Annotated in this window: 15 protein-coding genes; 13 read left to right on the forward strand and 2 right to left on the reverse strand. The window is 54.8% G+C overall.

Annotated elements, in window-relative coordinates:
* Window positions 1–97: 97 nt before the first annotated feature.
* The 6 genes from RDU76_04600 to RDU76_04625 all read left to right on the forward strand — a co-directional run bounded on the left by RDU76_04600 (window position 98) and on the right by RDU76_04625 (window position 4,338).
* Window positions 98–664, forward strand: a complete 567-nt coding sequence (locus RDU76_04600; protein ID MDQ7798211.1) for a 2-oxoacid:acceptor oxidoreductase family protein — start codon at window positions 98–100, stop codon at window positions 662–664.
* The gene (locus RDU76_04605; protein ID MDQ7798212.1) at window positions 661–957 is read left to right on the forward strand and encodes a 4Fe-4S dicluster-binding protein; all 297 of its coding nucleotides are present in this window, start codon (window positions 661–663) and stop codon (window positions 955–957) included. The genes RDU76_04600 and RDU76_04605 overlap by 4 nt, the downstream gene beginning before the upstream one ends.
* Before the next feature lies 1 nt (window position 958).
* On the forward strand, window positions 959–2,134 hold the full coding sequence (locus RDU76_04610; protein MDQ7798213.1) for a transketolase C-terminal domain-containing protein: 1,176 nt from the start codon (window positions 959–961) through the stop codon (window positions 2,132–2,134).
* 157 nt (window positions 2,135–2,291) lie between these two features.
* Window positions 2,292–3,215: a thiamine pyrophosphate-dependent enzyme gene (locus RDU76_04615; protein ID MDQ7798214.1), complete on the forward strand. Its 924-nt coding sequence runs from the start codon at window positions 2,292–2,294 to the stop codon at window positions 3,213–3,215.
* A 31-nt stretch (window positions 3,216–3,246) separates the two neighbouring features.
* On the forward strand, window positions 3,247–3,744 hold the full coding sequence (locus RDU76_04620) for a roadblock/LC7 domain-containing protein (GenBank protein ID MDQ7798215.1): 498 nt from the start codon (window positions 3,247–3,249) through the stop codon (window positions 3,742–3,744).
* A gap of 15 nt (window positions 3,745–3,759) precedes the next feature.
* Entirely contained in the window at window positions 3,760–4,338 is a 579-nt protein-coding gene (locus tag RDU76_04625) for an ADP-ribosylation factor-like protein (GenBank protein ID MDQ7798216.1), read from the forward strand.
* 60 nt (window positions 4,339–4,398) lie between these two features.
* On the opposite strand, the gene RDU76_04630 is transcribed toward RDU76_04625, so the two are convergent.
* Window positions 4,399–4,764 (reverse strand): NifB/NifX family molybdenum-iron cluster-binding protein, encoded by a 366-nt coding sequence (locus RDU76_04630; GenBank protein MDQ7798217.1) that lies wholly within the window; start codon window positions 4,762–4,764, stop codon window positions 4,399–4,401.
* Window positions 4,761–5,093: a DUF134 domain-containing protein gene (locus tag RDU76_04635; protein ID MDQ7798218.1), complete on the reverse strand. Its 333-nt coding sequence runs from the start codon at window positions 5,091–5,093 to the stop codon at window positions 4,761–4,763. Before RDU76_04635 ends, RDU76_04630 begins: the two co-directional genes overlap by 4 nt.
* 160 nt (window positions 5,094–5,253) lie before the next feature.
* Here RDU76_04635 and RDU76_04640 point away from each other — a divergent pair, with 160 nt between their 5' ends.
* The 7 genes from RDU76_04640 to RDU76_04670 all read left to right on the forward strand — a co-directional run bounded on the left by RDU76_04640 (window position 5,254) and on the right by RDU76_04670 (window position 14,308).
* Complete coding sequence (locus RDU76_04640) at window positions 5,254–6,531, forward strand: tetratricopeptide repeat protein (protein ID MDQ7798219.1); 1,278 nt, start codon at window positions 5,254–5,256, stop codon at window positions 6,529–6,531.
* A 92-nt stretch (window positions 6,532–6,623) separates the two neighbouring features.
* On the forward strand, window positions 6,624–7,247 hold the full coding sequence (locus RDU76_04645) for a hypothetical protein (protein ID MDQ7798220.1): 624 nt from the start codon (window positions 6,624–6,626) through the stop codon (window positions 7,245–7,247).
* A gap of 97 nt (window positions 7,248–7,344) precedes the next feature.
* Window positions 7,345–9,852, forward strand: coding sequence for a TIGR03960 family B12-binding radical SAM protein (locus RDU76_04650; GenBank protein ID MDQ7798221.1), 2,508 nt, complete (start codon window positions 7,345–7,347; stop codon window positions 9,850–9,852).
* Between the two features lie 163 nt (window positions 9,853–10,015).
* On the forward strand, window positions 10,016–10,321 hold the full coding sequence (groES, locus tag RDU76_04655; protein MDQ7798222.1) for a co-chaperone GroES: 306 nt from the start codon (window positions 10,016–10,018) through the stop codon (window positions 10,319–10,321).
* Between the two features lie 140 nt (window positions 10,322–10,461).
* The gene (groL, locus tag RDU76_04660) at window positions 10,462–12,099 is read left to right on the forward strand and encodes a chaperonin GroEL (GenBank protein MDQ7798223.1); all 1,638 of its coding nucleotides are present in this window, start codon (window positions 10,462–10,464) and stop codon (window positions 12,097–12,099) included.
* 137 nt (window positions 12,100–12,236) lie between these two features.
* Window positions 12,237–13,205 (forward strand): hypothetical protein, encoded by a 969-nt coding sequence (locus tag RDU76_04665; GenBank protein ID MDQ7798224.1) that lies wholly within the window; start codon window positions 12,237–12,239, stop codon window positions 13,203–13,205.
* A 119-nt stretch (window positions 13,206–13,324) separates the two neighbouring features.
* Window positions 13,325–14,308 (forward strand): hypothetical protein, encoded by a 984-nt coding sequence (locus RDU76_04670; protein MDQ7798225.1) that lies wholly within the window; start codon window positions 13,325–13,327, stop codon window positions 14,306–14,308.
* Window positions 14,309–14,804 lie beyond the last annotated feature (496 nt).

Consider the following 14,804-nt stretch of genomic DNA (forward strand, 5'->3'; position numbering starts at 1 on the left):
AATTTATTGACATTTGATCGGTTTTGGAATATACTAATAATTCTTGAAAAAATGCCCCCGGTATTGGAAACTTATTACAGGAGTTAGATATACGACAATGGTAGAGATCAGATGGCACGGTCGGGGAGGACAGGGCGCCAAGACAGCCGCATTGCTATTTGCCGATGCCGCCCTGGCGGTAGGCAAGTATGTGCAGGCCTTCCCAGAGTACGGACCGGAGAGGATGGGGGCTCCGGTGCAATCCTTCAACCGAATAGACGACAAACCCATTTTGATGCATTGCCCGGTCAAATCTCCCAGCGTGGTGGTGGTGCTGGACCCCACCCTGATGGCCTCGATCAACGTCACCGCGGGCCTGGGCAAAGAGGGGACCCTGATCATCAACACCGGACTGGACGCGGCGGAGATCAAAAAAAGCGTCAAATTCGACGGCAAGATATTCACGGTGGACGCCTCCAAGATCTCCGAGGAGACCATCGGCCGGAAGATACCCAACACCCCGATGCTGGCGGCCCTGGTCAAGGTCACCGGAATGCTGGATTTTGACAGCATGCTGGAGGACACCCAGAAGAAGCTGGCCAAGAAATTCGCCCACCGGCCGGAGGTGATCGAGGGCAACATCCAATCCATGAAACGGGCGGCACAGGAGGTGAAATCGGCATGAGCGAACTGAAGAAATACCAGGAACTGGCCCTGGGCGGCAATATAGAAAAAAGCGGCACCGCCGTCGATTTCAAGACCGGCGACTGGAGAAGCTCCCGCCCGATCTACCACCCCGAGAACTGCATCCAGTGCCTCCTTTGCTGGGCCTACTGCCCGGATTCGGCCGTGATACTGAAGGACGGCCAGGTCGCCGGGTTCAACCTGGAGCACTGCAAGGGCTGCGGAATCTGCGCTCACGAGTGCCCGGGCAAGAAGAAGGTCAAGGCCATCACCATGGAAGAGGAGGTCAAGTAGCATGCAGAAGATCATTCTGGCCAAGACCGGAAACGAGGCCATGGCTCTGGCCATGAAGCAGGTCAACCCCGACGTGGTGGCGGCCTACCCCATCACCCCGGCCACCGAGATCGTCCAGATATTCTCCCAGTACGTGGCCGACGGCGAGGTCAAGACCGAGTTCGTGGCGGTGGAGTCCGAGCATTCGGCCATGTCGGCCTGCATCGGATCGGCCGCGGCCGGGGCCCGGACCATGACCGGCACCAGCTCCCAGGGCCTGGCCCTGATGTACGAGATGGTCTACATCGCGGCCGGCCTGCGCCTGCCCATCGTGATGGCCAATGTCAACCGGGCCCTTTCGGCCCCCATCAACATCCATTGCGACCACTCCGACTCCATGGGCTGCCGGGATGCCGGCTGGATCCACATCTTCTCCGAGAACGCCCAGGAGGCCTACGACAATATGATCCAGGCCATGCGGATAGCCGAGCACAGGGACGTCCGCCTGCCGGTGATGGTCACCACCGACGGTTTCATCATCTCCCACGGCATGGAGCGGATCGACACCCTGCCGGACGCCGAGGTCCAGGGCTTCATCGGTAAGTACGACCCCATGATGCATCTGCTGGACGTCAAGAAGCCCTTCACCATCGGGGCCATCAACCTGACCGATTATTACTTCGAGCACCGCCGGGCCATGGTGGACGCCCAGAACAACGCCCTCAAGGTCATCAAGGAGGTGGGGGCCGAGTTCGGCCAGAAGTTCGACACCAATTACGGCCTGATCGAGAAATATCATTTGGACGACGCCGAGGTGGCCATCGTGGCCCTGGGCTCCACCTGCGGCACCGCCAAGGTGGTCATCGACCAGCTGCGGGAAAAAGGCGTCAAGGCCGGATTGCTGAAGATCCGGGTCTTCCGGCCCTTCCCCACCGAAGAGATCGTAAAAGCGCTGGAGAACATCAAGACGGTGGCGGTGCTGGACCGCTCCGATTCGGTGGGCGGCTTCGGCGGGCCGGTGTTCACCGAGGTCCGCTCGGCCCTCTACGGCTCGGCCAAAAAGCCCCAGATCGCCGGATACGTCTACGGCCTGGGCGGCCGCGAGATAGACATGGAGCAGATAGAGAAACTGTTCATGGATCTCAAGGACGGAAAATTCAAGGCCGATTCGGTCAGCTACCTGGGGGTCAGGGAGTAAGCTAATATTTTCTGGCACCAACCACGGAAACACGGAAAGTTAGGAAACTAGGAATTAATTAAATGGGTTCGGTGTTTTCCGTTATTCAATGTTTCAGTGGTAAAGTCCTTAGCAGTTTCAATAAATCTTTTGAATTTTTATACGAGGATAATATAAAATGGCAAATCTCAAAGAACTGGCAGCCCGGGGCGACAAGTTCACCGGCGGGCACCGGGCCTGCGCCGGGTGCGGGGCCACCATCGTGGCCCGCCAGGCACTGCTGGCGGCCGGCGACAAGCCGGTGGTGGCCACCTGCGCCACCGGCTGTCTGGAGGTGGTCTCCACCATCTATCCCTACACCGCCTGGGACGTTCCCTTCATCCACAGCGCCTTCGAGAACTCGGCGGCCACCATCTCCGGGGTGGAGGCGGCCTACCGGTCGCTCAAGCGCCAGGGCACGGTCACCGAGGACATCCGGTTCATGGCCTTCGGCGGCGACGGCGGCACCTATGACATCGGGCTGCAGGCGCTTTCCGGCGCCATGGAGCGGGGCCACAACATGCTCTACATCTGCTACGACAACCAGGCCTACATGAACACCGGGATCCAGCGCTCCTCGGCCACCCCCAAGGGCAGCTCCACCACCACCAGCCCCAACGGCAAGAAGATCCCCGGCAAGGTCCAGTTCCGCAAGAACCTGACCGAGATCATGGCGGCCCACGGCATACCCTACGTGGCCCAGAGCGTGGTGGGCAACTGGTCCGACTTCACCAAAAAGGTGGAGAAGGCCCTGGCCAAGGGCGGCCCGGCCTTCATCGCCGTGCTGCAGCCCTGCCGGCTGGGCTGGGGCTATCCGCCGGAGCTGACCGCCGAAATGGGCCGCCTGGCGGTGGAGACCAATTTCTGGCCGCTGTATGAGGTGGAGGACGGCAAATACAAGCTGAATTACACCCCCAAGGAGCGCAAGCCCATTGATGAATGGATGTTCCAGCAGGAGCGCTTCCGTCATTTGAAGAGGCCCGAACACCAGGCCCTCATCGCCCAGATCCAGCAGGACATTGACGCCCGTTGGGACCATCTGAACAAGAAATGTTCCCTGTAAAAATTTACCTTTTATAATGAGGTAGTAAAAAGTGTCGGAAAATGTAAATGTCTTCGAAGACGATTTTTGGACGATCAGCGAGAAGCTGAACGAGCTTCTCAAGAACACCAATGCCCTGTCGGTGCTGCTGATCGACAAGGCCGGCCAGCTGATCACCACCGCCGGGGACATCAGCCAGCTGGACACCACCTCCTTCGCCTCGCTGTCGGCGGCGGACTTCGCCGCCACCAGCCAGCTGGCCATGCTGGTGGGGGAGAAGGAATTCGCCACCCTGTTCCACCAGGGCGAGAAGCAGAACATCTACGTGGCCTCCATCGAGGCCCGGGTGATGCTGGCGGTGGTATTCGACCAGCGGACCACTTTGGGCCTGGTCCGGGTGCGGGTCAAGCAGACGGTGGCCGAGCTGATCAAGCTTTTCCAGGCCATATTCTCCAAACTGGAGGGCGGACCGGGATCCGGCGGGCCGTCCCCCCTGGGCAGCGACTTCGCCTCGGAGGCCGAGTCCGAGCTTGATAACCTTTTCAAGTGAGCGGGAGGAAAATTCGTGTCTTTAATCAACTACTCATCCCGCGAGATCAACTGCAAGGTGGTGTACTACGGATGCGGGCTGTGCGGCAAGACCACCAACATCAAATATATCTACTCCAAGGTGTCTCCGGAGGCCAAGGGCAAGCTGATCTCCCTGGCCACCGAGCTGGACCGCACGTTGTTCTTCGACTTCATGCCGCTGGACCTGGGCAGCATCAAGGGCTTCAAGACCCGGTTCCATCTTTACACCGTTCCGGGACAGGTGTTCTACAATGCCAGCCGCAAGCTGATCCTGAAAGGGGTGGACGGGGTGGTGTTCGTGGCCGACTCCCAGGTGGAGCGGCTGGACGCCAACCTGGAATCCATCGCCAACCTGCAGGACAACCTGGCCGAGAACGGATTCAACATCGAGAACATCCCCTTCGTCATCCAGTACAACAAGCGGGACCTGCCCAACATCGCCTCGGTGGACGAGCTGCGGGCCCAGCTCAATAAATGGGGGGTGCCGGATTTCGAAACGGTGGCCCATCAGGGCTACGGGGTGTTCGAGACCCTGAAGGAAGTGGCCAAGAAGGTATTAAAGAACCTGGGTTAGCCAGTATATAATAAAAAAGCCGTTGGGTATCCCCAACGGCTTTTTTGATCGGTCCGGACTTCAGTGACAATTGTGGGTGGTGCAGACCGTTTGAACCGAGAACTCGGGCAAAGAATTGTTTTTAAAAGCAGCCACCAGCTGTTCCACGGTTGTCCCGGTTGCTTTTAAAACTTTTATCCCGGAGGCATTGAGTTTGTTCAACGCTCCGGCCCCGATGCCGGTGCAGACCACGGCATCTATCTCATTCCCGGCCAAAGATTTTAAGGGCTGGCACATGCCGTGGGAGTGGTGTTCATTCTGGTTCTTCACCGGCGTTAGTTCCGAGGTTTCGGTGTCAACGATCAAAAAGAACGGCGCTCCGCCGAAATGTTCGCTGACAGCCGATTTTAGACCCAGGTCATCGCTGGTTGGTATGCATAGCTTCATTTTATTCTCCTTATACAGTTGTTGGTTCTTTTATCACCCGAAATAGCAATGTTCCCTCCCTCGATCCGGAGGGCCTTGGAATTGACCAGGGCATCGGCCACTTTTTTATGGGCAACTTTGAGGATATTGCCGAAGGTCTGCCGGGAGATCCCCATCCGGGGGGCGGCCTCCTCCTGATAGCGCTCCTCCAGATCGGCCAACCGCAGGCTCTCCAGCTCGTCGAAGGTCAATATCACCTCGTCCAGCAGGGACAGCGGAATGGCCCGGGGTTTGAAGTAGACCGCCTCCGGTCGGTGGCTGACGGTTCTGAATTTACAGGGCCGGGGCATAGACCCTCCGGATAATTATTAGCATATGCTAATTATACGCTTCCCGGTCGCCATTGTCAAGTCCCCAAGAAGCAAATTATCATTGACAGAGGGCCGGGATGTGTCATATCATTCAATCCGGAAAACGACAAGGATCACCAAATACAGGAAACGGCTAACGATGCGTAAATATATTCCCGCCATACATTGGCTCAGTTCCGGCGGGAACCGCCCCGGATACTATGCCTTTGAGGTCCACCTGAGGAAGGCAGAGGTGCTGGAGCTGACCGGCCGCTGGGCCGAGGCGGAGTCGATCTACGGCCGGAGCCTGGAGCAGGCCCGTTCCGCCGGGGATTCCGATCGCCTGGCCCGAAGCCAGAGCAAATTGGGCAAGGTGCTGCACAACCGGGGCGAATCGGGCCGGGCCAGGGAGCTGCTGGGCGCGGCCCGCGATCATTACCAGTCGACCGGGGATTCCCGGAGCCTGTCCGAGGTCCTCAACAAGATGGGCAACAGCCACAGCCAGCAGGGAAATTACGGATTGGCCCTGGAATGCTTTGAAAGATCCCTGGAGCTGGCGACCGGTTGCCGGGACCGGGCCGGGATGTCCATCGCCATGAACAACCTGGGAAATATCCACGGCGATATGGGCGACAGCCGCAAATCCCTGGAGTATTACCAAAGAGCCTGCCAAGCCGACGAGCAGGCCGGCGACCGGCTGAGCGCCAGCATAGACAGGGGCAATATGGGGTGGGTGTACCTGTCCCTGGGGGACCACCGCCGGGCCCTGGAATGCTGGGAGCACCTGACCAGATGGGCGGAATATTTCGGAGACAAGCATTCGCTGAGCATCGCCCTGGGCAACATGTCGGCGGTCCAGGTGATGCTGGGGCAGCATCACCTGGCAATGGATGGCATCAGAGCCCGGCTTAAAATAGCCGGGGAGCTGGGCGACAAAAAAGGCCTGAGCCTCAGCTACAGCCACCTGGCCGGCATTCACTCCATCAACCGGGAATATGCCCGGGCCATTGAGGCTTATGGCCGGGCCATCGGCCTGGCCCGGGAGGTCGGACTGAAATATTATCTGACCATGTACCTGCAGGAGGCCGGCGAGGCGCATTTCGAACTGGGAGAATACCAGGAGGCCGGGGAGCTGTGCCGGGAATCGCTGGAGATATCCCGGGCGATAAACAGGCAGGATACCATTTTCAAATGCCGCCTGCTCCAGGCCAAGCTGGCCGCAGTCAAGGACCGGGCGGAGGGCGTCCGGCTTATCCGGGAGCTTTTGGCCGGGTCCGAACAGCCGGATCAGCAGGCGGTCATTAATTATGAGCTGTTCAAATTGACCCAGGACGGCCAATGCCGGAAGGCGGCCATGGAATTATATGCCCGGCTTTACGCAAAGACTCCGGATATCGACTATAAGAAGAAGATGGAGGAGTTGGAACGATCAAATTAAGCCCGGCCGGAAAAGGCCCGGGCTTTTTATAAAGTTCTTGACAAAAATGCGTTAAGTGGCCTATAGTATACGGCAACGTAGAGGGAGTCCCTATGAAAAAGATTATCTTGATCTCCTTGATTTTGCCTTTTCAGGCAATGGCTGTGATGGCATTTCCCCTGTCATTCGATTCCAAGATCGGCATGGGTAAATTTGAGGATAGCGGTGGCTTTGAGGGAGAAATTTATCAATGCGAATGTGGTTTATCCTGGGGTGGGTTGTTGCAGGCTGGAATGGGGGTAACGGCCGATTTCGGGAAAACTGACAAATTTCCTTCAAAATCCTATAGTTGGTATGATGATTACATTACGAACATGACCACCGTTTATGAAAACAGGCATACCTACAGCTATGGCGGTAAATCGTTTCTCAGGGCGGGGAAAGAGTACAATGCCTTCATTGTATATAAATTTAAGAAGGTTCAGACCTATTACTCATATACCACCCGCATCTCCTTTTATGATTCGATGCACACCTGGGAAAGTGACGAACCCTATTTCCAAAATAGGTTTGACCCAGCCTATGAAATTTCAATAGGCCTGGAGGGCATGGTTCCTAAAACTCCAATATTTGTCACCATCGAGAAGTCGCTGAAAAACCGGATATGGAATGCGGATAGATCCCAATGGTGCATAGGTATTGGATATAAAACCAAAATTGCCGATTTGAAATTTTAATCCATGCTGATATCTTTTCCCTCGGCCCGGGCATTGCCGCCCGGTTTTTTAATGCATTTGCATAATCATCTTATATGTGATACAATAACGACTTAACATGAAGAATTCAAGCCACATAGAGGGCATACTGCCCCAGATAAGCAAGCCGGGGCGGTATACCGACAACGAACTCAATGCCGTTCACAAGGATTGGGACCAGGCCGAGGTGCGCCTGGCGCTGGCCTTTCCCGACCTGTACGAGATCGGCATGTCCGGATTGGGGCTGGCTATTTTGTACACCATCGTCAACAAGCTGCCCTATGCCTTGGCCGAGCGTTCCTATTCGGCCGATATCGACCTGGAGGCCAAACTCCGGGAGCAGAACATTCCCCTGTGGGCCTGGGAGAGCAAGCGTCCGCTCAAAGATTTCGACATTTTGGGCATCACCCTGCAGACCGAGCTGGGCTATACCAACGTCCTCAATATGCTCGACCTGGCCCAGATACCGATCAAATCGGCCGACCGGCAGGAGGGCCACCCCATCGTCATCGGCGGCGGCTCCTGCTGCGCCAATCCGGAACCCATGGCCCAGTTCTTCGACTGTCTGGTCATCGGCGACGGGGAGGAGGTCATAGTTGAGATATTGGGGCAGGTCAGAGAAGCCAAGCAAAAAAACGAGAATCGAAAATCGATAATCGTGAGACTGGCCAGGATATCGGGGGTATATGTTCCGGCCCTTCATTCGTCCAACGACATAATAAAAAAACGCACCATCCCAAGCCTGAAGCTGGAGGATGCCCCGCATCCACCCATAGTCCCGCTGGTGGAGGTGACCCACGACCGCCTGACCGTGGAGATCACCCGGGGCTGCACCCGGGGCTGCCGCTTCTGCCAGGCCGGGATGATCTACCGCCCGGTGCGCTCCCGCTCCCAGGAGGACATTGTCAAGCTGGCCAAGGAGGGCATTGCCGCCAGCGGCTGGGACGACATCTCCCTGCTGTCGCTGTCCACCAACGATTATCCCGATTTTCCGGGGTTGCTCAACAAGCTCAACGGCTGTTTTGCCAGCCAGCGGGTCTCCATCTCGGTGCCGTCATTGCGGCTGGATTCCTTCAGCCGGGAGATGGCCTTGGCCCTGAAAAAGATCAAGAAATCCGGGCTGACCTTCGCTCCGGAGGCCGGCAGCCAGCGTCTGCGGGATGTCATCAACAAGGGGCTGTCGGACGATGATCTCTTGAATGTCATCAAGATGGCCAGGGAAAACGGCTGGAAGCTGGTCAAGCTGTATTTCATGATCGGCCTGCCCACCGAGACCTATGAAGACCTGGACGCCATGATCGCCCTGTGCCGGAAGGCGGCCGGATTCGGCATCAGCATCAAGGTGGCGGTCTCGCCGTTCGTGCCCAAGCCGCAGACCCCGTTCCAGTGGGAGGCCCAGGACGATCTGCAGGTCATCAGGGACAAGATCGGCCATCTGAACAAAGGGCTCAAAAGCGCCCGGGTGCAATTCAAGTGGCACGATCCCGAATCGTCGGCCCTGGAGGGCATATTGTCGCGGGGCGACCGGAAATTGTCAGCTGCCATAGAAGCCGCCTGGCGCCAGGGCTGCAAGTTCGACCAGTGGAGCGAGCATTTCTCCTGGCCCAAGTGGCAGGAGGCCCTGGCCGGGTCGGGCACCGATATTCATGCTTATACCGGAGCCAGGGATCCAAAACAGCCGCCGGCCTGGGCCCATATCGATTACGGGGTCGGTCAAAAATTCCTGCTGGCCGAAAGGGAGCGGGCCTATCAAAGTTCCGTCACCCCGGATTGCCGGACAGGGGAATGTGCGGGTTGCGGGATAGGGTGCCGGGGTGATGGGCAGAGCAAGGATGTAAAGGCACAAGAGGTTCAAACAGTTCAAGAAGTTAAAAAAAATGCAGAGGATGACGGGTTCGGGCGGGCGCGAAAGATGCTGCCCCAGGCCGCCCCGCTGGCCAAGACCCGCTTCCGCTTGAAATACAGCAAGGGGTCGGAGATAAGATTCATCTCGCACCTGGACATAAGCCGGGTCTGGCTGAGGGCCATCAGCCGGGCAAGGTTGCCCATCGCCTATTCCCAGGGTTTTTCCCCCCATCCCAAGGTCTCCTTCGGGCCGCCGCTGCCGCTGGGCATCACCAGCCGGGGGGAGTATATGGACATCCAGCTGGACCGCCCGGCGGCCTCCGAGGCCATCGGCTCCCTGCAGGCGCATCTGCCCCGGGGGATGGAGATATCGGCCGTCAAGCCCATCATGAGCAACGCCCGGTCCATCTCCGAGCTGGCCGAAGCGGCCGATTATATGGTCAAATGGCAGGGCGATGCCGCGGCCATAAGGTCGAAACTTGAAGGCCGGCCTGTCTGGCCGGTCAAAATAATGAAAAAAAGCCTGCTGATCGAAGCCGATATCAAAAAACAGGTGATGGATGTCATTATGGCGGAAGGAGGCTTTATCGTCCGGCTAAAAATGAACGTCAGCGGGGCCAAGATCGGGCAGATAGTCAATGCCCTCACCGGCCAGGACATTGAAAAGGGGCGGGCGGATATTGAGAGGATCGATCTGTATTCCGTTGCAAAACAAAATGTTAGATCTATAGCTGACGGCTGACGGAACCATCATCGCAATAATAAAGTCTGCAAAATCGCACAAAGATGTCTGAGGCAAAGATAATAGGGCTTGAAATTTGGCCTATTTTTGATTATAATTATAAGCTGTCAATTTCACAAATTCAAAAAAAGAATAAAAACCATAACAATTCAGGAGGGACGGTATGTCAACGGTTACCAAAATCAAGCCATTAGGCGACAGGGTGTTGGTTAAGCCGGCAGAGGCCAAGGAGACCAAAAAGGGAGGGATCATCATTCCCGACACCGCCAAGGAAAAGCCCATGGAGGGCGAAGTGGTGGCGGTGGGCCCGGGCAAGATATCCGATTCCGGAACCAGGATGGAGATGGACATCAAGAAGGGCGACAAGGTCCTTTACGGCAAGTACTCCGGCACCGAGGTCAAGATCGACGACGTGGAATACCTGATCATGTCGTCCGACGACGTCATGGCCATCATCCACGAAAAGTAAATTGAACGCTGATGACGCAGATCGACCGGATCGCCGCTGATGAAAATAAAATATCCGTGGGGATCAGAAAAATCCGGTTCATCCGTGTTCCATTAACAAGCAAAAATAAAAATCATACAGAGGAATAAGGAGAAAATCATATGGCAAACGGCAAGATGATAGAATACGATGTCAAGGCCCGGGAAGCCCTGAAAAGGGGCGTGGACAAGCTGGCCAACGCCGTCAAGGTGACCCTGGGACCCAAGGGCCGCAACGTGGTCCTGGATAAGAAATTCGGGTCGCCGCTGGTGACCAAGGACGGCGTGACCGTGGCCAAGGAGATCGAGCTGGAGGATCCCTTTGAGAACATGGGCGCCCAGATGGTCAAGGAAGTGGCCTCCAAGACCTCCGATATCGCCGGCGACGGCACCACCACCGCCACCGTGCTGGCCCAGGCCATCTGCCGCGAGGGCATCAAGAACGTCACCGCCGGGGCCAATCCCATGGACCTCAAGCGGGGCATCGACCTGGCGGTGGAGACCGTGATCGCCGAGATCAAGAAGATCTCCAAGCCCACCAAGGGCAAGGCCGAGATCTCCAACGTGGCCACCATCTCCGCCAACAACGACCGCACCATCGGCGACCTGATCGCCGACGCCATGGAGAAGGTGGGCAAGGACGGGGTCATCACGGTGGAAGAGGCCAAGGGCATGGACACCACCCTGGAGACCGTGGAGGGGATGCAGTTCGACCGGGGCTATATCTCCCCCTATTTCGTGACCAACGCCGAGCGCATGGAAGCCGTCCTGGAGGACGCCTACATCCTGATCTACGACAAGAAGATATCGGCCATGAAGGAACTGCTGCCCATCCTGGAGAAAGTGGCCCAGGTAGGCAAGCCGATGATGATCATCGCCGAGGACCTGGAGGGCGAGGCCATGGCCACCCTGGTGGTTAACAAGCTGCGGGGCACCCTGCAGGTCTGCGCCGTCAAGGCGCCGGGATTCGGCGACAGGCGCAAGGAGATGCTCAAGGACATCGAGATCCTGACCGGCGGCAAGGTGATCTCCGAGGAGCTGGGCTTCAAGCTGGAGAACACCGTCATCGGCGACCTGGGCCGGGCCAAGCGCATCACCGTCGACAAGGATAACACCACCATCGTGGAAGGCGCCGGGAAGACCAAGGACATCCAGGCCCGCATCGGCCAGATAAGGGCCCAGATCGAGGAGACCAAGAGCGACTACGACAAGGAGAAACTGCAGGAACGCCTGGCCAAGCTGGCCGGCGGCGTGGCGGTGATCAACGTGGGCGCGCCCACCGAGACCGCCATGAAGGAAAAGAAGGCCCGGGTGGAGGATGCCCTGCATGCCACCAGAGCCGCGGTGGAGGAGGGGATCATCCCCGGCGGCGGCGTGGCCTTCATCCGCGCCATACCGGCCCTGGACGGCATCAAGGCCAAGGGCGACGTCAAGATCGGGGTGGACATCATCCGCCGTTCGCTGGAAGAGCCGATGAGGCAGATCGCCAACAACGCCGGGGTGGAAGGCGCCGTGATCGTGGACGAGATCAAGAAGAACACCACCCCCAGCGTGGGCTACAACGCCGACAAGGACAAGGTGGAGGATCTGGTGGAAGCCGGAGTGATCGATCCCACCAAGGTGGCCCGGATCGCTTTGCAGAACGCGGCCTCCATCGCCGGCCTGTTGCTGACCACCGAGTGCGTAATTGCCGACAAGCCCAAGGAGGAGAAACCCATGCCGATGCCCCAGGGCGGCGGCGGATACGGGGATATGTACTAATAGGCCCCAGTATACAGTTTACAGGTAACAGTGAACCCCGCCTTACGGCGGGGTTTTCTTGTTGACAGGCGGAGGTTGGTTTTGGTATGCTAATTAAACAATGCCATTAGCATAATCTGGAAAATAAGAGGAGCCTTATGAAAACATTTCTTACTATTGCGTTATGCGTTTCGCTTACTTCTATTGCATCAGGCGCCAGGGACGCAAATACGATTTTAGGGATTTGGGTGGGCAATAATTCTGAAGGCCTTTTTATTATGGATACGTTAGCTTATTTTGAAACTGACACCGATAAACATAAGTATAATTATACTTTAAGAGGTGATAGTCTTGAGTTATTCTTTCCTCATTCGACACAAGTGGATAACTCAGATAATATGTTGGAAGAAACGCATAATGGTGATGGCTTATGCTTTATTATAGAACGCCATGATGAGGATTCACTGGTTCTCCGCCCCTATCGCAGCAGTATACATAAACAACATAAGCTCACAAGTGAATACGAGTACTTGTTTGACAGTACAAATACGATAACTCTGCGATCCATTTTTTCTTTTAAAGACACGTTGCTTTCTTTCAACAGATTGTTGTATTGCCGCAATTCCAGTGTGCGGCTAGAATTTGGGTATCACCAAACCAATCGCGTAGGTGAACATACTGATAGTATTTATTACCCCCCTGGCAAATTTATAGAAAAGCACCTGAAGATTATCATTGATAGCACTAAAGCCGTATACCTTTATGGCGATAAGTATTATATGCAATCATTGGGTCTTATAAAACACGGCAATAAAAATGCACTAAAACAGGGGTATTATCAAGGATGTTTGAGCGACTCGCAGTATAAAGGGTTGATATTCCTGTTAAGCATAAGTGATCTTGATAGAATGCAGCTAATAAGAGATACCCGTGATTCTTCTGCTCTGGAGTACTCACTTGATATATATTACAATAATAAGTATAAACGGACAGTAGGCACCTATCCCCCACTTATAGGCTTTTTTCTCTTTACGTATTTATCATTCGTAGATCAAGAGGTGCCCTTGGTAAAATCAAAGACCGCAAAAAAGATGTTTGAACAATTCTACAAAAAGCGGGATAAATGATACATCCACCCGCAGAAACCCCGCCGAAAGGCGGGGTTTTCTTGTTGACAGGCGGAGGTTGGTTTTGGTATGCTAATTAAACAATGCCATTAGGCATAATTGAGATAACAAGAGGGCCTATGAAAACATTTCTTACTATTACGTTATGCGTTTTACTGACTTCTATCGCGTTAGGCGCCAGGGACGCAAATACGATTTTAGGGTTTTGGGTGGGCAATAGTTCTGAAAGCCTTCGCATTGTTGATACGGTAGCATTTTTTGATTTCAGCACCGACTGGAATGTGTTTAATTATGTCTTGAGGGAGGATAGCCTGGAATTATTCACGCCCCGTTTGATACGAGGGGGTAGCCTGGCACAATCCCTGTCAGACACGATGTCGGAAGATAATCTTCAACCGGCTGATACTATAGGTGTTTGCTTTATCATCGAACACCAGAATCCAGATTCGCTTGTTCTCCGTCCCTATCGCAACAGCACGTGGAAGCAATATAGACATGCTGTTGAGGACGGGTACTTATTTGATAGTACTCGTACGATAACCCTGTACTCCATTTTAAAAGACACATTATTTTCTTTCGACCGATTATTATTTTGCGAACATAACAGGCTTCAGGGCACTGGTGGGACGATAGGAAGCGGCAACACAGGGGGGATATATTTACCCCAAGGCAAGCTCATTGAAAGGGACCTGAGGATAATCATTGACAGCACCAAAACCATGTATTTATATGGAAATAAATTCGCACTGCAATTATGGGGCCTTTATAAGTATGGCAACAAAAACGCATTGAAACAGGGATATTATCAGGGTTGTTTGAGCGATTCACTGTATAGGCGTTTTATAGACCTGTTAAAAACCAGTTCTCTTGATAGGATGCGCTTTAAAAAAGATCCTTACGATTCAACCGGACCGAAATACTCACTAGACATTTATTACAATGGTAAGTATAAGCGGACAGAAGGCACCGATTTCCCACTTATAGGCTATGGTCTCGTTACATTTTTTTCAGCCATCAAACCATTAGTCACAGAGGTGCCTCTGGTAAAATCGAAAACCGCAAAAAAGATGTTTGAACAATTTTACAAAACACGGGATAAATAGTGCATTCTTCCGCAGTAACCCCGCCGAAAGGCGGGGCGTTATTCGTTTGACTCACTCGTTTTATTTCCCTCTCTTTAAAAAGAGAAGGGCTAGGGATGCCCGCCGTTACTTTCTTATGACTAAGAAAGTAACCAAAGAAGTCTTTGCCGCCCAGTTGCGCGGTAAGCCGGGCGTTTGCCCCGGCATTCATTGAACCAGAACAAGCAGGATGCAAATGACGCAATGACTGCTTTTTCGGAGCTGCAGCAATGCCGCTCCACTGATGGCTGGGACCCTGAAAGGTATGGTAGCTTCTTTGAACCAAACTTAGCCTGTGAAGAATGAACCAGGCTAAGCTGGGTCTTAGGGGGCGGCAACGGTCAGCGTTGCTGGGGTAACCCCTTTTGCATCAATAAAAAAGCGGGTTTAAAATCAGCATAAATTAGATCACGCTAGTTTGCCGTCCCCTAAAACTTCTCTTTGGAGCTTTCTCTTAGTTATAAGAGAAAGCGGAGAG

This window comes from Candidatus Edwardsbacteria bacterium (assembly GCA_031082425.1).
GTDB lineage: Bacteria > Edwardsbacteria > AC1 > AC1 > EtOH8 > UBA2226.